Raw genomic sequence first — 19,860 nt, forward strand, 5'->3', positions numbered from 1 at the left:
TTTATACTATTTGGTATTTTATTATTCAGCTGCCGCCATGAGCTGGTCTAACATAAGTTTTCTTACGTTATCTCTTAGCTCTCCTTTTTGCTTTTCAACCATCGCATCAGTTTTAATAAAAGGAAATACTTTTACTCTAAGCCATCCTGGACCCCCCCTGTAAATAGTGAAAGGAAAACGCCTTTTTGCATCAAAAAATATGATTGGAACGATCGGTATACTGTGGGCAATTCCCATTTTAAAGGCCCCGTCCTTAAATTCATCCAGAACGATCTCTTCAGGCGGTACGCCTCCTTCCGGGAAAATACAGATACTCAGGCCCTGATTGAGTCTGCGTTGTGCCCTGCGATATACCCCCATTCTACTCTTGCTATCCTCACGATCGACCATGATACAGACACGTTTGTAAAAAAACCCGAAAATCGGAATCTTTACCAGTTCCTTCTTTCCCACAAAGACAAATGGATTCCTGCTCACCCTAAGCATTAGCATAATATCGAGCATACTGGTGTGGTTGGCCACCAACATATAACTCTTCCCTTTTACAAGCTTTTCCTCATATTTAATTTTGGGGATGCACCCCATGCCGTACAATATTATAGTTGCCCAGATATTTCGGGCTAACCAGAAAAACTGGGGATAGGTCTTTTCAGAGATAGACAATATTATCAGGAGGGGGGAGAATACAATGATTGGGATGGCCACCAAAATGTAAAACCAAATGCGATACAAAAGCTGGCCTGCTTTTTTTAAAAGCCTCAACATAAAATCAAAAATAACAATTTTAGCAGGGTTTTAGTATTTCTTTTACTTTTGTCATTCTTTAAAGTTCAGCGGATGGCAAGAATCTTGACAGGTATACAAAGTACAGGTACTCCGCATCTCGGGAATATCCTTGGGGCGATCATTCCTGCCATAAATATGGCGGAAAATCCGAAGAATGAATCCTTTCTCTTCATTGCTGACATGCATTCGCTGACCCAGATCAAAAATGGAGAAGAGCTCCGGAATAATACCTATGCGACTGCTGCTGCCTGGCTTGCCTTTGGCCTGGATGTCAATAAAACTGTTTTTTATCGTCAGAGTGATGTGCCCCAAGTCACAGAATTGGCCTGGTATCTCAGTTGTTTCTTTCCATATCAGCGGCTAACGCTGGCCCATTCTTTTAAAGATAAGGCTGACAGACTGGAAGATGTGAATGCGGGACTGTTTACTTACCCCATGCTTATGGCTGCAGATATTCTGCTATATGATGCCCATATAGTGCCCGTGGGAAAAGATCAGCTGCAGCATTTGGAAATGACCCGTGATGTCGCTTCGCGATTCCACGCTCAACTAGGGGATACTTTTGTACTTCCCGAAGCTCAGGTGCAGGAAGAAACCATGTATATCCCGGGGACAGATGGAGAAAAAATGAGTAAAAGTAAAGGAAACCTCATCAACATTTTCCTGCCGGACAAACAGCTTCGAAAGCAGATCATGGGGATAAAGACAGATAGTACTCCTCTGGAAGATCCTAAGGATCCCGAAAGTGATAATGTTTTTGCTCTCTATGCTCTTCTGGCCCCAAAAGCCGATGTCACAAGAATGCGGGAAAATTATACGAAAGGGAATTATGGTTATGGTCATGCAAAACAGGAGCTATATGAATGTATAGTCTCCAAATTTGAAGAGCCCAGGAAAAAATTCAATTATTACATGGAAAACCAATCGGAAATTGACCAGTTGTTGAGTTTGGGAGCAAAAAAAGCGGGGCATGTTGCTGAAGAAGTCTTAAGCCGCGTCCGTAATAAACTTGGGTATTGATTAAATGACTTTCCGGCACATGAGTCGGTGACTTTTAAATAGCTTCAAAACAATTTCCCGGAAGCGGACGTACAACTCCTTTTAATTCCATTGCCAATAAAGCTGAGGCAGTATTATAAACAGGTATTTTACTTTTCATGGCAATATCATCTAACAATTGCCTTCCCCCCAATTGTAATTGATTGTAAATAGACTGTTCCACGGGGTTTAAATCGACAAAAAGTTTTGTTTGAATAGCCGAATTATCTCTCTCCTCTATGTCCCAATTGAGGTGGTAGACCAAATCAGCTGCCGACGTAAGCAGATGAGCATTTTGTCTTTTAATCAGATTATTTGTGCCTTCACTGTAAATATCTCCAGGTCTCCCCGGAACGGCAAATACATCGCGGTTATAACTATTCGCTATATCAGCCGTTACCAGGCTGCCTCCTTTATGTGCTGATTCTATAACGATGGTTGCCTGACTAATCCCTGCAATAATTCGATTTCTCTTTAGAAAATTAACTCTTTCCGGTTTGCTGGTACTCCAGAACTCGGTAAAAAAGCCGCCATTTTTTTCTACTTCAGCGCAATACCTGCTATGTGCCCTGGGGTACATCTGATTAAGTCCGTGCGCTAGGCACCCAATGGTCTGCAATCCTAATTCTACGGCAGCCTTTTGAATGCAGATATCTACCCCATAAGCAAAGCCACTTACAATTACTGGATTAAATGGCCTTAGTTCTTCCATAAAATGTTCGCAGAACGCCCTGCCGGCCGTGGTCATATTACGAGTGCCGACTATACTAATAATCTTCTGATTCTCTAAATGAATAGACCCTCTTGAAAAAAGTAGAAGAGGAGCATCCGGGCAGTGCCTGAGATATTTAGGGAAGGTGGTTTCTTCGAAGTAATGGGTTTGTATATTTTGGTCCTCTATAAAACGATATTCCCTCTCTGCCGCTAAAAGATATTTATGATCGAATAGCTCATGGGTGACTTTGGTGCCAATACCATCAATATGGTGTAAAACACTTTTCTTTTCCCTGAAAACCTCTTCGGCGCTACCGCAATGACTAATGAGTTTCCTGGCGGAAATTTCCCCTATGTTGGGAATAGATTGCAGTCTTAGAACAGAAATTATATCCTCCTTCATCATCTTACGGCACAAATTTCTTCATGTACAAAATAGTGAAAAAGTAATGTTAATAAAAAGTTATCCGCCATTTTGTAGCCGCCCTATTTTTTTTCATCTTTGTGTTGATGAGTACAACAGCTTACATAGAAGAGCTTCTTTACCGTTATAATTGCGTGGTAGTACCAGAATTTGGTGCCTTTTTAACCCATGTTAAATCGGCTTTTATTGACAAGTCGGCCCACACATTTTACCCCCCTTCCAAGGTATTGTCTTTTAACCGTCAACTCCAATCCAATGACGGCCTGCTCATCTCTTATATGGCTGAAGCTGAAAAATCCTCATATGAAGAAGTTCAGGAGAAATTAGCCAAGAATGTTGAACAATGGAAAGAGCAATTGGAAAATGGTGAATCTCTCGTTTTTGACAATATAGGCACCTTTAAACCTACCAGGGAAGGTAAATTGATTTTCCAACCTACAAAACAAACCAATTTTCTTACATCATCTTTTGGGTTGAGTTCTTTTGTATCTAAGCCTGTTCTCAGAGAGCAATTAAAAGAGGAGGTAGAAGAAATTGAGGAGAAAGTACCTTTTATCATCACTCCTGAAACAAGAGAAAAAAGTAATTTCAGGCCACTACTTAAATATGCGGCCATCGTTCTTCTGGCTATTTCTGCCGGATTTACGGGGTACAGAACTTACAACCAGGCACTTTCCAATGAACTCGTTTCACAGCAGAAAGCGCAGGAAATTATTGCCAATAGTATTCAGGAAGCTACTTTCTTTGATACCAAACCACTGGAATTACCTGTTTTTAAGATTGAAGTAAAAAAGAATACCAGAAAAAGCCACCATATAATTGCAGGCGCCTTCAGAGAAAGAAGCAACGCCGATAAAAAGATAAAGCAACTCCAAAACAAGGGGTATAATTCTTTTTATGTGGGACAGAATAAATTTGGTTTGTATCAGGTTGCATTTGCGAGTTATGCCGATCCTAAAGAAGCCCTGGAGGCTTTAAAACAGATTAGACTAACAGAATCCAAGGATGCCTGGCTTCTTTCTGTTAAATAATCAGCTTTCCTATTTTCAAGCCCTTCAATAGCTTGTATCTTTGCCAAAATTTGATGTATGAAGCCTAAAACTCCCAGTGATTCAAGAACTGTAATGACCGATCTGGTTCTTCCCAGTGAAACAAATCCACTTAACAATCTATTTGGTGGCGAGTTATTGGCCAGAATGGATCGTGCTGCAAGTATTTCCGCAAGGCGCCATAGCAGGAGAATAACGGTGACAGCTTCTGTGAATCACGTAGCCTTTAACCGATCTGTACCCCTGGGCAGTGTTGTTACTCTTGAAGCTGCCATTTCAAGGACTTTCCGCACATCCATGGAAGTGTATATTGATGTATGGATTGAAGATCGTTTTAGCGGGGAACGAACAAAGGCCAATGAGGCCATTTATACTTTTGTGGCTGTGGATGAAACCGGAAAGCCAACGGCTATCCCGCCCATTGAGCCTGAGACGGAGCTGGAAAAAATCAGATATGAAGGAGCCCTCAGACGGAAGCAACTCAGTCTGGTCCTGGCCGGCAAAATGAAACCACACGATGCTACAGAACTCAAGGCTCTGTTTGTTTCATGATCTTCTCCTCTGGTAGTAATTCCAGATTTTAGTGATAAATGGAGGAAAGTCAAAGGCCCTGGGATGAGGTCCAAACCTCTTCTTTTTATCCAGATTATTGAGTATATCCATGTCTTTATCAGACAGTTCAAAATCGAATACGTTGGCATTGCTCACTATACGTTCCTTTTTCACTGATTTAGGAATCGTTACCACTCCTTTTTGAAGATCCCATCTCAGGACGATATTCGCAATACTCTTATTATACCTTTGTGCCATATTGTTGATTATTTCTAAATCAAAGATCCGCCCCTGCATAAGGGGGGACCAGGCCTCGTACTGAATTCCTTTTGCATTACAATAATCGAGCAGTTCTTGTTGTACCAGATAAGGATGAAATTCCATTTGGTTTACCATTGGTATGATGGAAGCATCTTCCAGTAAATCTTCCAGATGATGTCTGAGAAAATTACTCACTCCTATGGCTCGTACCCGATTCTCTTTATAAAGTGTCTCTAACGCTTTCCAGGTTTCTTTATATTTCCCTCTTACCGGCCAGTGAACTAGGTAGAGATCTAAATAATCGGTATTTAATCTCTTTAAACTATTTTCAAAGGCTTTCATGGTTTCATCATACCCTTGCTCCGTATTCCAAACCTTGCTTACCAGAAATATTTCTTCTCTGGGAACCCTACTTTCCCTAATACCGGTACCTACTCCTTCTTCGTTTCCATAAACAGAAGCCGTATCAATATGTCTGTATCCGGCTTCCAGAGCCCATTTTACAGAATTTATCACCTCTTCACCGTCCTTTGATTGAAATACCCCAAGTCCGAAATACGGCATTTTTACGCCGTTGTGAAGGGTGAACCCTCCCTTGAGATCTGTTATTTTATTCATGCTATAGTTTTTAAAGTTGGTAGATCCATTCTTCCGGATTCAACCGAGTGGCATCTCTGTAGAGATAAAATTTTAACTGGGTGAGACCATTCAATCGATTCGTATATATCTCCCCTAATTCTTCCTTGGCATTTACCCGATCCCCCTTTTTAACATAGAGATTGGCCAGATTGTAATAGGTACTGATATAATTTCCATGTTTAACCTGCACCCCTTTTCCTCCCCCGGGGACAGCCATAATGGCTATGACCTCTCCCTCAAACACAGCCCTTGCCTTAGCTCCTTTGTCAGTAGCGATGATTACCCCATTATTCTGATGTTTAATTCCAGGATATACAGCATCGCTGTAAATGCCAAAGCCCTGCCTTTTAATCCCCTTCTCCACAGGCCAAATGAGTCGGCCTTTATTCGCGGAAAAATTATTTGCAATAATGGTTGCTTCCGGTGTTAAAACAAACCGACTACTCGAAGCTGAATTCCCTGCTTTTTTATTCGAAGCTGCAATTGCACTGCGAATAAGTCGTTCAATCTGTTCATCTATTTTCCTCGCCTCAGCTTTTTTCTTATTGATAGCAACAGCGTAATTGCTTTCATTTTGTCTGATGGTTTTAAGCAGGCCTTTTTGTTCATTGATCTCTTCAAAAAGCTCCTTGCGTGCCGCTTTGTTTTCTGCAATAAGAGATTCCTTCTGCCTTCGCTGTCTCGTTAGATCATTATTAAGGGTAATAAGGTCATCTGTTTTTTCCGCAATCTGTACCCCCTGTTCTTTCCTATATCGGGTGTATTGTTTCAGATACTGAAGGCGTTTAAATGCCTGATAGAAGTTTGAAGAAGAAAGCAGGAACATCAATCGACTTTGCTGGGATCGATTTCGATAAGATTTTCTGATCATATTGGCGTACTCCTCTTTCAGAATGTCGAGATCTTCTCTCAGTTTTGCAATATTCCTGATATTGGCATTTACCTGCCTGCTCAGCAGGTTCGATTGCTGATTAGTCACCCTGATAAGTTGTTGTCTTACGTTGATCTTTTGATCAAGAAGTTCTAATTGATCAAGAACCGTTCCCCGTTGCTTTCGCTCTGCAAAGAGCAAACGATTCATTTCGGTGATTTCTTTCTGAAGTTGCTCCCGTTTTGCCTCAAGAGCCTTTTGCTCATTAGTCTGAGCTATTCCCGCTACCCCTGATAGAAACCATATTGCAAGAAGTAATATTAGCCGTTGTCCAAAGAATGTGTTCATATCAATTCAAAACAATCTTTTCATAGCCATTGGGAATCTTGTAGGGAAAACTGACTTTGGTGTTGAACTCAATATTCCGGTATTCGATATCAATCACATTGCGCTGATTGTTATCAATTGCCAGAATCCCCACTGAATTTGGGACTATTTTGTTGTTCTTTTCCTGATAATCCTTATACCTGATTTCGAGCAGCCTTTTTTGAAGCGGTTGTGAAATTTGTTGTGAAGCAAGTTTGTAACTCCCCGGATAAATCATAAATAAGGTTTTAAACAGCTCTATTGACTTCACAGGCTTTAATTCATAAGAGCTTGTGTTCAGGCTTACCTCGTAGCGATCATCCCTCAGATCGAACAGGGCTTCCCCCAGCAAGAGATTTTGTACTTTCTTATAGTCGAGTTCTGTACCCAGTAATCTACTCAGGTATTCAAAACTACCATCAAAGTAACTGTTTTCCAATTTATTATAGAAGGTGACCCTGTCTGGTGTGATCATCGCCTTTACCACTCCAAGCGGTGCACTTAACCAGATTGCCTTGTCTTTCTCCATTCTGAGACTAACCCCAAGGCTCTGACTGGATGATCCATCCGAAAAATCAATTTTGAGTCGACCTGTAAGCGTTTTAAAATCGACCGTATTTTTATAGTGGTTTCTTATGATAGTTCTAGCAGGTAATTTAGCATCAAGAGTTTGATCTGACAGTATTTTTGCTGATTTACATGAAGAGATTAATGCAAATAATAATATCCCGAAGCCGATCTTAAGTCCCGCACGTTTCATTTTCTTCATCATCTTACGACCCATTTTTTATTTTGCTAAGATACATATTTGCCATAGTTGCATCACCCAAACCCTTGTAAGCTGTAGCTAACTCTCTATAAAACATAAACGTAAGATTCTCATCTTCGTATATAAAGTCGAGCCCCATTGTTAAATAATCTGAGGCCTGCCTGAAATCTGAAGTTCTGTTCAAGGCCATTCCTTTGGCGTAATAAAAATAGGGCTGCAACGGATATTCCTCCAGTGCACTCGTGGCAAGCGTATTTAATTTTTCGTAATCTTCCTTTTCCATATGGGCTTTCAGAGTCTCCATCAGGGCAATTAAAGGGTTCTCAATTTCCTCCTGTCCATCGGCCTCCGTTGCTTCATGAATCTCCTCCTGAGCTGATGAATAGTTTATTCGCGCGGTCATGTTTTCGGTAAACGGACTTTCCCTCAGTTCTTTCAACACTTTTTCAGCCAGCTTGTATTTTTTCTGTTTCACCAATATCTCTGTGAGATTTTCTTTGAGCTTATTATTATCGAATGGAATCTGATCTATAACGAAATTAAAGTTTGAATCTCCCAAATCCACAATAGTGATGTACGTATTGAGATACCATAAATTCTCTGCCTGGTCCTTAAGTGCCGAGAGTGCGTATTCCTGGGCTATAGCGAGCTGATTATCGAGTTGGTAGGTCTTGGCCAGTTCATGATCAATGACAGAACTATCAGGATGAATTTCCTTGCACTTTAATAGGGCATTGATTGCCTTGTCGAAATTTTCAATTCCTTTCTGCTTTAAGGCTTCAAAAAAAAGTTCCTGAAACGTATCCGTATTAGAGTCCATCGATATCTCTGCACTCTCTTCCTCCTGGGCAATACTACTGAAAGGCACCATTAAGGCCATCAGAAAAACCATTTTCAATAGATATACCCATTTCATTGTGATCGAGATTATGTCTTTTTGATAAAGACTAGCGAGTTCCTGTACTTCCAAATCCTCCCTCGCCCCTGCTGGTTTCGGATAATTCCTGAACCTCAGCCCATGCGGCTCTTTCGTGCCTTGCGATAACCATCTGAGCAATTCGCTCACCGTCTTCAATTACAAAAGCTTCATTGGAAAGATTAACAAGAATCACGCCAATCTCACCCCTATAATCTGCATCTATAGTTCCCGGAGTATTGAGAACTGTAATCCCCTTCTTGGCAGCCAGGCCACTTCTTGGTCTGATCTGAGCCTCAAATCCCGCAGGTATTTCGAGGAACAAACCAGTTTTAATTATTTTCCTCTCCAAAGGTTCTAGCCGGACGGGCTCCGTCAGGTTGGCACGAAGGTCCATTCCTGCTGATGAAGCTGTTTCATATTCGGGAAGTGGATGATGTGATTTATTTATGATCTTAACTTTCATTTCGTATAAATATTCGTTTTAGCAGGTCGTACTCCATCTTGTAAACCAGGAGTAAAAATACTAAAAGCAGCAGTGATCCAATTAGGATGTTTCCATTAAATACATAGAAAGAGAGGGCTGAAAATAAAATTGAAATTCCCATATAAAAACCGATCTTCCTGAAATTATACGGAATAGGGTAGTATTTACGCCCGAAATAATATGAAATAAGCATCATACTTGCATAAGCGGCTAATGTGGCATAAGCTGAAGCGTAATAGCCTATTGAAGGGATAAATAGATAATTGATAGCGATAGTGATTATTGCACCAGCTATTGATATATACGCCCCAAATCTGGTACGGTCAGTTACTTTGTACCAAACCGATAAATTGTGATAAATCCCCAGACAAAAACTCGCCAGGACTATAATTGGAACCACAGGCATTGCTTCCCAATAATCGGAATTTCTGACTATTAAAACCTTCAGCAGATCAGAATAAACCACAACAGCCAACAAGATTACACTCCCCAGAACAACGAAGTAATTCGTTATCTGGGCATATGCACGTTGTGGGTTCTCGGAACGGGAATGACTAAAAAAAAAGGGTTCTATTCCCAGTCTGAAAGCCGTGGCAAACAAAGTCATGAAGAGCGCTATCTTATAACAAGCCGAATATTTCCCTATCTCACTCTTGGCTATGGCTGCAGGAAGAAGTTCGGAGAGCATGATTCTGTCGAATACCTCATTAATCGTAAATGCAATACCCGCAATCATAACCGGCAAACCATATCTGACCATTTTAGACCATAATACACTGTCAAATTTATAGGAAGGTAATTTGTACGATGGCGAGATCAATAAGAGCGTAAAACCACTTGCAATGAGATTGGAAATAAATATATATGAGATTTCAAAATCGGGAATATAGAGCATTCCTGTCAGGCCCTCTGTACTGTCCTTTGCAAGGCCTGGGAGAATGAGGAGGAAAAAGACGTTAAGGCTGAGGTTGATGGCTACATTCAGAATTTTTATGACTGCGTATCGCTGTGGATTTTGTTTTGCGCGTAATAAAGCAAATGGAATGATGGCAAGGGCATCAAGGGCGAGGATAAAAATAACGTACTTGATAAACTGCCCGTCAATATTGAGAAGCAAGGCTAAACTATCCTGAAAAATGAGGGCGAACACCGTAAACAAAGCTGTAGTTCCCATCAGGGATACCAGGGAAGTGGAAATTACTCCTGTACTGTTCTTCTCACTGTTGTAAAAGCGGAAAAAAGCCGTTTCCATTCCGTAGGCAAGCACAACATTAAATATGGCGAACCAGGCAAAGATTAAGGTCACTTCGCCATAGGATCCCGTAGGCATTACCTGGGTATAAAGAGGAACCAGTATAAATGACAACATCCTGGGTAAGACTGTTGCCAATCCATAAATAAATGTTTGCTTAAATAACTTCTGAAACAGACTCAAGCGCGGCTGTGTTAGGTATGGCTTAAAATTAGGTATTTAAAGCCTGCCAGCAAAGTTAGTTTTTGGGCCGCGATGGATATTGAACAGGCATTTTCTCCTTGACCCCTGAAAGCTTGAAGTAGTTCACCTTTTTTTTGCCTGTTAAAGAATACTGTATAACTGCCTCGCCTGCTTCTAATTTAAAAGGAAAATCTTCCTGATTATCCTTTAACATGGCAGGCGGCTGATTCCCTATTTCTTCCCTGGGGTCTGCGTGCAACACCATGCCTTTACCCTCATCAGCCTTGTTCTTTTCGTATCGACATACCAGGACCCTCTCACCTTCCAGGGTTTTTAATTCAGGATTTAATATATGCCCTCTGAAATAAACTTTTTGAAAATCAATTGAACTTACTTCTCCTTCAAAAGGAAATTCAAGGGTAAACCCTGTTCCTCCTTCTTCCCTGCCAGAAGCAAAATCCTGACAACTTGCAGCTGTTATGGTAAATGGGGCATCAGAACTCAGTTTTTTCTGAGAAGAGCATCCAAACAATCCAAATAAAACAATAAATGTATAGAAGGGAATTTTTTTCATGATATAGCCTTTTGCCTATTAGCATTCAATAGTGATGCCAAAAGTACTTATTCTGGTGTATTGTAAAAAGTAAACCCCAACTTTTGGTCGGGGTTTAATCTTGGAATAATTAAAATATTTTAATTGTTCAGTGCTTCTGCACCTCCAACAATTTCAAGGATTTCATTGGTAATCGCTGCTTGTCTTGCTTTGTTGTAAGTTAACTTTAACTGGTCCCTTAGCTCCGAAGCATTATCTGTTGCCTTGTGCATTGCTGTCATTCGGGCACCGTGCTCACTTGCAAAGGAATCACGTACAGCTTTATACAACTGTGTTTTTAGTGATTTCGGAATGAGTTCCATTACAATTTTCTCTTTCTCAGGTTCAAAAATGTAATCAACTGCGTTTCCGGATTCAGAATTTTCTGCCACAATGGGAAGAAATTGCTCTGTCATTAGTATCTGAGTTGCTGCATTTTTAAACTTATTGTAGACCAGAATAATCTTGTCGTAAGATCCTTCTAAATAGAAAGACATTAACTCCTCCGCGATCTGAGCGATATTGTCAAAAGTGAGATCATCATAGACCTTGCTGTGATCAGCTACTACCTTATTTTTCTTCTTGAGAATATCGGCTCCCTTTTTCCCAATGGTCATAAAATGAACCTCCTGAGCATTAAAAGAATTCGCTTTAAGGGAAATACATTCCTTTATTATATTAGAATTAAAGGCGCCACATAAGCCACGATTAGAGGTTATGGAAACAATCAGCACTTTATTTACCGGGCGTTCTTCCGCATAAGAACTACCGGAATCCGCATCCAGGCTCCCGCTTAAATTCTGCAAAAGCTCAGTTAATTTATTGGCATACGGGCGCATGGCAGTAATCGCATCCTGTGCTTTCTTTAACTTGGCAGCCGAAACCATTTTCATGGCACTCGTAATCTGCATAGTTGAAGAAACCGACGCTATTCTATTCCGTATTTCCTTAAGGTTTGCCATTTTTTATCTTCTGCTGAGTTTTAACTCTTATATTTCTTCACCAGGTCTTTACAAACTGCAGTTAAAGTTTCAGTAACTTCATCAGTTAACTTACCTGCTTTTAAAGAATCGAGCGTATCTCGGTGTTTCGCATTTAAGAATTCCAGAAAATCCTGCTCAAAATCTTTTACCTTATCAACAGGTACGTCTCTTAGCAGGTTCTTTGAGCCCGCAAAGATAATTGCTACCTGATCTTCTACCGTGAAAGGGTCATTTTGTGCCTGTTTCAGGATCTCAACGTTCCTTCGCCCTTTCTCAATTACATTCAAAGTTGCCGCATCAAGATCGGAACCGAACTTGGCAAAAGCTTCCAATTCACGGAATTGTGCCTGGTCTAGTTTTAGTGTTCCTGCTACCTTTTTCATGGACTTTATCTGAGCCGCTCCACCAACCCTTGATACGGATATCCCCACGTTAATCGCCGGTCTTACACCCTGGTTAAATAAATCCTGCTCGAGGAATATCTGACCATCGGTAATGGAGATCACGTTTGTTGGAATATAAGCAGATACGTCACCTGCCTGTGTTTCAATCACCGGCAGTGCTGTAAGCGATCCGCCCCCTTTGACCATAGGCCTGATGGGCTCCGGTAAGTCATTCATGTTTTTTGCAATGGCATCATCATCAATAACCTTTGCTGCCCTTTCAAGCAATCTCGAATGGAGATAGAAAACGTCTCCTGGATATGCTTCCCTTCCCGGTGGACGTCGAAGTAATAATGAAACTTCCCTGTAAGCCACCGCCTGTTTTGACAAATCGTCATATATAATCAAAGCCGGACGGCCACTATCCCTGAAATATTCTCCGATAGCTGCACCGGCGAATGGAGCATATACCTGCATGGGGGCAGGATCAGAGGCATTGGCAGCTACAATAGTTGTGTAGGCCAGAGCTCCTTTGTCTTCAAGTGTCTTTGCAATGTTGGCAACGGTTGAAGCCTTCTGTCCGATAGCAACGTAGATACAATAAACAGGGTTTCCTGCATCATAAAATTCCTTCTGATTGATAATAGTATCAATACATACGGTGGTTTTACCGGTTTGACGGTCTCCAATTACTAATTCACGTTGTCCCCGGCCGATCGGAATCATAGCATCAATTGCCTTGATACCTGTCTGAAGCGGCTCATTTACCGGCTGACGGAAAATAACTCCGGGAGCTTTCCTTTCAAGGGGCATCTCATAGGTTTTCCCTGCAATAGGCCCTTTACCATCGATTGGATTTCCAAGTGTATCCACTACTCTGCCTGTAATTCCTTCTCCAACATTTATAGAGGCAATTCTCTGAGTTCTCTTAACTGTAGTCCCCTCCTTAATCTCTTTTGTAGGTCCCAGTAATACAACCCCAACGTTATCCTCTTCCAGGTTTAGAACAATCCCTTCCAATCCGCCGTCAAACTCGACCAACTCGCCGTATTGTGCATTGGAGAGGCCGTAAACACGTGCTATACCGTCTCCCACCTGAAGGACAGTTCCTATTTCATCCAAAGATGCTTTGGCCTCAAAGCCAGATAATTGTTTCTTTAAGATTGCCGATACTTCCGCGGCTTTAACTCCTGCCATATGATTTAAAATATAAAACGAAGCAGGGGCTAACCTGTCTCCGCAATTAAAATTTATATGCTTTTAGTAAATTCTCTTTTTATGGTGTTCAATTTGTTTGAGATACTCGCATCGTACTGAAGATCCCCTACTCTGAGGATGAATCCGCCAACGATACTTTTATCTACTTTGTTTTTTACCACAATTTTATTTCCGGTAAGTTTAGAAACTTCTTTCAGAACTTTCTTCTCTAACTCCCCGGATAAAGGCACTGCTGTGGTAACAAAAGCCACACCTTCACCTTTAAGGTCCTCATTAAGGATGATATATTTTAGAGCCACCTCGTTCAGAAGGTTGATCCTTTTGTTTTGAAGCAGCAAATCGATCAGCCCTTCTGTTATGGCGTCTGAGCCTTTAAAAATGGAGAGGAGGGCTTTTTTCTTCATCTCCCCTTTCAGCACCGGACTGGCGAGCATTTCCTTTAACTCTTTACTTGTCCCGATAGTCTCGACAATAGATCTCATATCCTTTTCCAGGATATCGGTCTTTTTCTTCTCTACCGCAAAGTCCAGAATTGCCTTGGCGTAACGTGCTGCCGCTCTTGCTTCGTTCATGAGGGTTAATTAAGTTTAATGTCGCCTAACATATTATCAACCAATTTTAGCTGCTTGTCTTTATTGGTCAATTCTTCTTTAAGAACCTTCTCGGCGATTTGAACTGAAAGATCAGCTACCTGATTCTTTATTTCAGCAACAGCTGCCTTTTTTTCGCTTTCAATGGTCGCCTTGGCCTGTGCAATCATCTTGTCTCCTTCCACTTTCGCCTGCTCTTTAGCATCAGAAACCATTTTTTCTTTGATCTCCCTGGCCTCTTTCAACATTGCCTCACGTTCACCACGAGCTTCCTGCAATAACTTTTCGCTATCTGCTGTGACATTCTGCATTTCTTTTTTAGCATCCTCAGCAGCAGCAAGGGCGTTCTTAATCCCATCTTCTCTGTCATTAATTGCATTCAGAATTGGCTTCCATGCAAATCTATACATAAGCCAAAGCAGCAATACGAAAAGCAACGTTTGCCATACAAACAAGCCGAACGAAAAGTCATTTAACAATTTTTCCATACTAAAATCTACTTTATACCTGAAATTTTAAACAAAGGGCAGCCGCAACCAACCGTTGCGGCTTTCTCCCTTAGTGCATTAGGATACCGCAAACAATGCTGCGAAACCAATACCTTCAATAAGCGCCGCTACGATAAGCATCGCTGTTTGAATCTTTCCGTAGGCCTCTGGCTGACGGGCAATGGCTTCCATAGCAGAACCACCGATTCTACCAATACCAATACCAACACCAATTACTACCAAACCTGCACCTACCATTACTGGAATTTCCATACTCTATCTAGTTTAAAATTAAAATTCAATTTTTTATACCTCCTTAGAAGGTCTTTTATAAATGTGCCAGTTCTGCTTCTTCCTCATGGTGATCGTGCTCCTCTGAAGCAAAACCAAAATAAAGAGATGATAACATCGTAAAAATATACGCCTGCAGCAGAGCCACCAGCACTTCAATCAGGGTAATCGCAAATGCCAGGAAAAATGACAACGAACTACCAATCCAACTTTTAAAAATGAACATCAACCCGATAAGACTCATTAGTACAATGTGTCCGGCTTGCATATTTGCATACAATCGGATAAGGAGTGCAAAGGGTTTGATGATAAGGCCCAGCAATTCGATGGGCACTAATATGATATAAATAGGGATTTTCCCATACCAGGGCATCGCATCACCTAAGGGATCTACGAGGTGTTTCCAATAATCCTTGGTTCCGGTGAAATTGGTAATCAGGAATGTCAGCAAAGCAAGGCCAAAAGTAATGGCGATATTCCCCGTAACGTTTATTCCTAATGGCGTAAGCCCGAACATGTTAAGAAACCAGATAAAAAAGAATATAGTCAACAGGAAAGGCATATACTTTTTATACCTTTTTTCTCCAATAGTAGGTCTGGCAATATCATCTCTGATGTATATCACTATCGGCTCAAAAAACCTGCCAGCGCCGGTAGGCACTCCATTGTTTTTGGCGTAGGATCGCGCCAGACTGGAAAACAACCAAAGCATCAATAAGCCCGTTATAACCATCATTACCACGTTCTTGGTAATAGAAAAATCGATGGGTTTCGAATTTGTTATATGACCTTCCTCGTCATGGGAAAGATTCCCTTCTGCATCTGTTTTGTATATTTTTCCGTGCTCTAGGGCGTAATATTCTCCCCCGGCCTCGGCAATAGTCTCCCCGTGATGAAATTTAGAGGATGAAAAAACCTTTATTCCATCATCCCAGATTATGACGGGTAATGGGATCCCTACGTAAACATGTTCCCCATTGTCTTTGGTATAAGAAAAAATGGAAAAATCGTGTGAATCTTTAAGGTGGTGATCAATATATTCCTTGATCTCTGTTTTAATGTCCTTTTTTGATCCGTCTGATGCATCTTCCTTAGCGGAAGCGATTAGACTATGACCGAGGAAAAAGGCACTAAACAATAAAATTTTTACAGTAAGAAGTCTTCTCATATCGCCTTAAAATGCGGGTCGCTAAAAATCGGTGCAAATGTAAGCTATTCTCCCAAAAAGAAAAAAGCATTTGGGCGTTTATTTTACAGCCTATTGATAAGGGCTAAGGAAGCTTTCCTTTATGTTTCTTTGAGAAGGATTTTGGCCGTGAAAACGGTTTCAAGTATCAGACACAATAAGTAGGGAACAAAGAAGGCGGCAAATTCAGATTTTGTCACCAGCCCGTCAGCATGATAGGCAGGATAAAAGAAGATAAAAAAGATCAGGAACTTCAAAAGGCTACCACCCATATACAAGAATCCGATCTGATTTTTAAATTTTTTCCTTAAACTATAGAGGATCAGAAAGATAGCTGCTGCCAGAATAAAATTCAAGATATAGGACATTAGCAACATATCGGACCATTTCTCTATCGATAAGTATTGTTGCACCTGTAAATGCAGCCACAGAGAAATCAGGAGTGATGAAAGCAAAAGAATAAAAAAAGCAAACAGTAATCGGGTGGCTTTCATCAATATTTAATTCTTTTTAACTGAAGAAGGACAACATAAATGGCAATAGCCACTCCAATAATAGTGGCCACTGCTGTAAATACCCTTTTTTCGGTCTGATAGTGCTCATCAAGCCATATTCCACCCTGAGCCGCCAGATAGATAATTACCCCCATTTCAATCCCTATTCCGGATAAAATGGCAATATTCTTAAGCGGACTTTTTCCTTTAGGAGGCTTTTGCTGGTTCATTTTTACTCTGTGCCGCTGACGATTTGTAGGCGGAAGAAGAAGATGTAGATGTAGAACCGGCAGGCTGACTTGGAGTAGTCGTATTCGATGCGCCTTTACCCTTCATATTACAGGAGGCGTTGAAAGTTGCTCCTGGTTCTACCGCAAGTTTTGCCACCGCCACTGTGCCTTCAATGAAGGCAGAGGATTTTAAAGTGAGAAGTTCTGAGACCAGTAATTCGCCATTGAAATTACCTTCAATATCAGCATTGAGACATTCCACTTTACCATGGATATATCCGTCTTTCCCAATAACGACTTTTCCGGAAGTCTTTAGATTTCCGTTTAACTTACCGTCAATTCTGAAATCGGCTTCTGAAACAATATCGCCTTTAATTTTAGTGTGTTTTTCAATTCTGTTGGGTTGTCCTCCTAATTCAGTCATAGCTTTGGGTTTTTTGTTATCTGAAAACATGGATCTAGGGTTTTGGGGTTAATTTGAGTCTCTTGTAATCTTTTAAATTTTTATGAATCTGTATTGTTTTATAGTTGTCAGATAAAATTACAAAATTCTCATTACGGATTCGGTAATCTTTGTTGTTTTTTAGCAGTTCGGTAAAACCCAAAGCAAAATCTCGTGATTTGAATCCGTGTACCACAACGAATTCATCTTCAAGATTATAGATGTCTTTAGAAACGATATTAGAGTACCTGAGATCCTCTATGGTTTGCCTGAGGCGCTTCAGGAGCCGCAATGCCTCTTCATCATTGCTTCTCTTAAATGGGAAGACCACTTTCCAATTTCCCTGAGGCTCAACACTTTCTGATGAGAATCCATTCGGTTCGAGCTTGGGCAATTGTTCGGCCACTATCTGCTGTGCTTTCTTTCCTTCAGCTTGATTGGGATAATTCAGGGCTACGTAGTTCAGGGCCTCCTTAAACTCCTTGAATCCCTGTAATCGGCCAATGGCAGTTGCCTTCAGCATTTCCAGTTTCGGGACAATGGGGTCGCCGGTAAAGCGGTTAATGGTTTCTTCGGCCCCGGTAATTACACGGAGGAACTCCTGTTTTTCAAAAAGCTTATAGAGCCTGGCGTATTGTGCTTCAGGACCATCTTCGGAAGCTTCCAGCACTGCTCTGGGATTTAGCAGAATCTCAGCATATCGCGAACTAGGATGGTTGTTAATAATGTTCTCTTTCATAGTTGAAGCAAGTGGACTGCCAACTTCTTCGTAGATCTTATACAAATTGTATTTAGAAGGCAGTATCAGTCGCTCCTCAGGTTGTGATTTCAGGACTTCTTCCAGTTTCCCCGCTGCCAGAAGATTTTCTTTAAATTTTTCCTTATAAATAAGCCCCAATTGATAATTTGCAAAATTGCGTTCTCTCGATAGGCTATCAATTACCTCCTTGCTTGTAGGAACTTTAGCGAGGTAGTATTCCAGGGAATACTTTTGCTCTTCTGTTAGTATCTCTGGTCCGTCCTCTACAGCTAATGCATCAATGTTATTGGTGTCCAGGGTCTGTGCACTTGCCTTATTGCTCCAGCGCCAATTGTCTTCCAACGCCCTGTTGCCCCATCTTCGTTTAAATTCGGTTTTCCCGTATCCAAGACTGGTAATATTGTAGAAGTAAAATTTTCCCTTATTTTCCTTTCCTCCCTTCGATGTTTCAAAAGCCGCAAATCCCGCACTGAGTTTTTCTTCCTCCCTGGCGATTTCCTCTTCAGCCTGTGCTTTTAGCTTATCGATATAAGCCTGAAAAAATGCCTCTCTTTCAGTTTGTGGCATCCTGTATAAGGAGATCACACTATCGGTATACTGAACCGTATTCTCGTAGGTGATGACGTCCTCCAGATTATCGAGCTTTTTACGTATCGCCCTGTATTTCTTGGTATTTTCAGGCAAATTTGGCAAGACACTGTCAAAGTAAGCGCCTGCTACCTTGTAATTGTTCTCATCGAAATGATATTCGGCCAGATCTTCGTAATTAAGGGCCAGAATTTGGGGCGAATTATCTGTAGCGGCAAGGGATTTGTTATAATAAGCCAGGGAAAGACTATCCTTCCCGAGGGTATTGTGATATACAGCTATTTCTCTGAAGATTTTGTCAAGGAAAGGGCGGTTTTCCCTATTTAGTTCCAGCCAAGTGAGGTATTCGGATAGTTCTTCTTTGTTTTCTTCTGTCACCTCGGTATTCCTGATTTTATGCAAATGGGCATTTACCCAGTACACCCTTGGTGTACTTCGTCCCAGATCGATAATTTCATTAAAGGCCAAATTGGCACTATCCCTGAATCCTAATTCATTATACAACTGACCTATTATAAAGTAATACCGGCCTTTTTCCGAGTTTTTTCTGGTGTAAGCCGAGGCGATTTTTAACTGCTGAATGGCGGTATCGGGTGCGTTCAGGTTGATATAGGCCTGAGCCAACATCGCTCTGGCATCAGCGTATTCCTGATCCTTCAGTTTTTCATATTTCAATAACCTCTTAAGATTCTTGATGGCCAGCTCATCATTTTCGAGGCGAATATTTGTCTTTTCGCGCCATATGGTGGCTTCGTTTAGCTTATCACTCTCAGCATATTTTTGCAGTACGTAATTAAAAGCTTCGATGGCCGGAACATAACGCTGATCAAAATAACGGGCCTTCCCCAGTAGCAGAAATGCCTCATCGGTTTGAGGATTGCGTTCCTGATTCCCGATTTCCATACTGTGTTTCTGGATCGCCTTGGTGGCTTTGTCTTCTGCCCGTTCAAAATTGGGATTGTTATCTTCGGAATCGAGTTTTATCTCATCTTTCACTTCAAGTCGCTCTACCGGCAACACTTCCCAGTAATTATCCCGATAAGATTCATTTAATTGATCCCTTCCTTCTTCAAAGGCGAGGTTTCCGTTGTAGAGTACATTGTACTTGGTATTCAACGCGTGCCAGTTGCGGTTGACAAAGGCGTCCTTTTTAGTTGAGCAGGAACTCAACAAAAGGATTCCGGAAAGCCAGAGGATGTGAATTGTATTTCGAAGCTTCAAAATTCGCGATGTTCGTACCCTATGTAAACTGTAAAAGCCCCCGTTTATTATACAGCTACTCGATAAAATGCATAGAATTCCCCTAAT

22 protein-coding genes are annotated in these 19,860 nt (G+C 41.2%); 3 read left to right on the forward strand and 19 right to left on the reverse strand.

Annotation, left to right across the window (positions count from 1 at the left end; genetic code table 11):
• Positions 1-21 precede the first annotated feature (21 nt).
• Positions 22-765, reverse strand: coding sequence for a lysophospholipid acyltransferase family protein (locus AB8P51_RS05800; RefSeq protein ID WP_369747844.1), 744 nt, complete (start codon positions 763-765; stop codon positions 22-24).
• Positions 766-837: 72 nt separating this feature from the next.
• Here AB8P51_RS05800 and trpS point away from each other — a divergent pair, with 72 nt between their 5' ends.
• The gene (gene trpS, locus AB8P51_RS05805) at positions 838-1,806 is read left to right on the forward strand and encodes a tryptophan--tRNA ligase (RefSeq protein ID WP_369747845.1); all 969 of its coding nucleotides are present in this window, start codon (positions 838-840) and stop codon (positions 1,804-1,806) included.
• A 34-nt stretch (positions 1,807-1,840) separates the two neighbouring features.
• On the opposite strand, the gene dprA is transcribed toward trpS, so the two are convergent.
• A complete protein-coding gene (gene dprA / locus AB8P51_RS05810; RefSeq protein WP_369747846.1) occupies positions 1,841-2,944 on the reverse strand; it encodes a DNA-processing protein DprA in 1,104 nt (367 codons plus the stop codon).
• A 104-nt stretch (positions 2,945-3,048) separates the two neighbouring features.
• Here dprA and AB8P51_RS05815 point away from each other — a divergent pair, with 104 nt between their 5' ends.
• Positions 3,049-3,993, forward strand: a complete 945-nt coding sequence (locus AB8P51_RS05815; protein WP_369747847.1) for an SPOR domain-containing protein — start codon at positions 3,049-3,051, stop codon at positions 3,991-3,993.
• Positions 3,994-4,050: 57 nt separating this feature from the next.
• Entirely contained in the window at positions 4,051-4,563 is a 513-nt protein-coding gene (locus AB8P51_RS05820; RefSeq protein ID WP_369747848.1) for an acyl-CoA thioesterase, read from the forward strand.
• Here AB8P51_RS05820 and AB8P51_RS05825 read toward each other — a convergent pair.
• From AB8P51_RS05825 to AB8P51_RS05905, 17 genes are all read right to left on the reverse strand, one after another.
• A complete protein-coding gene (locus AB8P51_RS05825; RefSeq protein WP_369747849.1) occupies positions 4,558-5,442 on the reverse strand; it encodes an aldo/keto reductase in 885 nt (294 codons plus the stop codon). The genes AB8P51_RS05820 and AB8P51_RS05825 overlap by 6 nt on opposite strands.
• 10 nt (positions 5,443-5,452) lie before the next feature.
• Positions 5,453-6,682: a murein hydrolase activator EnvC gene (locus AB8P51_RS05830; RefSeq protein WP_369747850.1), complete on the reverse strand. Its 1,230-nt coding sequence runs from the start codon at positions 6,680-6,682 to the stop codon at positions 5,453-5,455.
• A 1-nt stretch (position 6,683) separates the two neighbouring features.
• Positions 6,684-7,472 (reverse strand): DUF4292 domain-containing protein, encoded by a 789-nt coding sequence (locus AB8P51_RS05835; protein ID WP_369747851.1) that lies wholly within the window; start codon positions 7,470-7,472, stop codon positions 6,684-6,686.
• Between the two features lies 1 nt (position 7,473).
• Complete coding sequence (locus tag AB8P51_RS05840; RefSeq protein WP_369747852.1) at positions 7,474-8,385, reverse strand: tetratricopeptide repeat protein; 912 nt, start codon at positions 8,383-8,385, stop codon at positions 7,474-7,476.
• 31 nt (positions 8,386-8,416) lie between these two features.
• Positions 8,417-8,851 (reverse strand): dUTP diphosphatase, encoded by a 435-nt coding sequence (dut, locus tag AB8P51_RS05845; RefSeq protein WP_369747853.1) that lies wholly within the window; start codon positions 8,849-8,851, stop codon positions 8,417-8,419.
• On the reverse strand, positions 8,841-10,307 hold the full coding sequence (locus AB8P51_RS05850) for a lipopolysaccharide biosynthesis protein (protein ID WP_369747854.1): 1,467 nt from the start codon (positions 10,305-10,307) through the stop codon (positions 8,841-8,843). Before AB8P51_RS05850 ends, dut begins: the two co-directional genes overlap by 11 nt.
• A 55-nt stretch (positions 10,308-10,362) precedes the next feature.
• The gene (locus AB8P51_RS05855) at positions 10,363-10,881 is read right to left on the reverse strand and encodes a hypothetical protein (protein WP_369747855.1); all 519 of its coding nucleotides are present in this window, start codon (positions 10,879-10,881) and stop codon (positions 10,363-10,365) included.
• Positions 10,882-11,000: 119 nt separating this feature from the next.
• Complete coding sequence (gene atpG / locus AB8P51_RS05860; RefSeq protein WP_369747856.1) at positions 11,001-11,861, reverse strand: ATP synthase F1 subunit gamma; 861 nt, start codon at positions 11,859-11,861, stop codon at positions 11,001-11,003.
• Positions 11,862-11,881: 20 nt separating this feature from the next.
• The gene (gene atpA, locus AB8P51_RS05865) at positions 11,882-13,462 is read right to left on the reverse strand and encodes a F0F1 ATP synthase subunit alpha (protein WP_369747857.1); all 1,581 of its coding nucleotides are present in this window, start codon (positions 13,460-13,462) and stop codon (positions 11,882-11,884) included.
• A gap of 53 nt (positions 13,463-13,515) precedes the next feature.
• Positions 13,516-14,055: an ATP synthase F1 subunit delta gene (atpH, locus tag AB8P51_RS05870; RefSeq protein ID WP_369747858.1), complete on the reverse strand. Its 540-nt coding sequence runs from the start codon at positions 14,053-14,055 to the stop codon at positions 13,516-13,518.
• A 5-nt stretch (positions 14,056-14,060) separates the two neighbouring features.
• The gene (locus tag AB8P51_RS05875) at positions 14,061-14,561 is read right to left on the reverse strand and encodes a F0F1 ATP synthase subunit B (protein WP_369747860.1); all 501 of its coding nucleotides are present in this window, start codon (positions 14,559-14,561) and stop codon (positions 14,061-14,063) included.
• Between the two features lie 78 nt (positions 14,562-14,639).
• A complete protein-coding gene (atpE, locus tag AB8P51_RS05880) occupies positions 14,640-14,834 on the reverse strand; it encodes an ATP synthase F0 subunit C (protein ID WP_369747861.1) in 195 nt (64 codons plus the stop codon).
• Positions 14,835-14,889: 55 nt separating this feature from the next.
• On the reverse strand, positions 14,890-16,020 hold the full coding sequence (gene atpB / locus AB8P51_RS05885; RefSeq protein WP_369747862.1) for a F0F1 ATP synthase subunit A: 1,131 nt from the start codon (positions 16,018-16,020) through the stop codon (positions 14,890-14,892).
• 119 nt (positions 16,021-16,139) lie between these two features.
• Positions 16,140-16,532, reverse strand: a complete 393-nt coding sequence (locus AB8P51_RS05890; protein WP_369747863.1) for a DUF6168 family protein — start codon at positions 16,530-16,532, stop codon at positions 16,140-16,142.
• Positions 16,532-16,762 (reverse strand): AtpZ/AtpI family protein, encoded by a 231-nt coding sequence (locus tag AB8P51_RS05895; RefSeq protein WP_369747864.1) that lies wholly within the window; start codon positions 16,760-16,762, stop codon positions 16,532-16,534. The genes AB8P51_RS05890 and AB8P51_RS05895 overlap by 1 nt, the downstream gene beginning before the upstream one ends.
• Positions 16,740-17,216, reverse strand: a complete 477-nt coding sequence (locus AB8P51_RS05900; protein WP_369747865.1) for a polymer-forming cytoskeletal protein — start codon at positions 17,214-17,216, stop codon at positions 16,740-16,742. The genes AB8P51_RS05895 and AB8P51_RS05900 overlap by 23 nt, the downstream gene beginning before the upstream one ends.
• A 4-nt stretch (positions 17,217-17,220) precedes the next feature.
• Positions 17,221-19,773, reverse strand: coding sequence for a hypothetical protein (locus AB8P51_RS05905; protein WP_369747866.1), 2,553 nt, complete (start codon positions 19,771-19,773; stop codon positions 17,221-17,223).
• Positions 19,774-19,860 lie beyond the last annotated feature (87 nt).

Origin of the sequence: Muriicola sp. SD30 (genome assembly GCF_041205185.1) — a bacterium.
Classification (GTDB): domain Bacteria; phylum Bacteroidota; class Bacteroidia; order Flavobacteriales; family Flavobacteriaceae; genus Muriicola.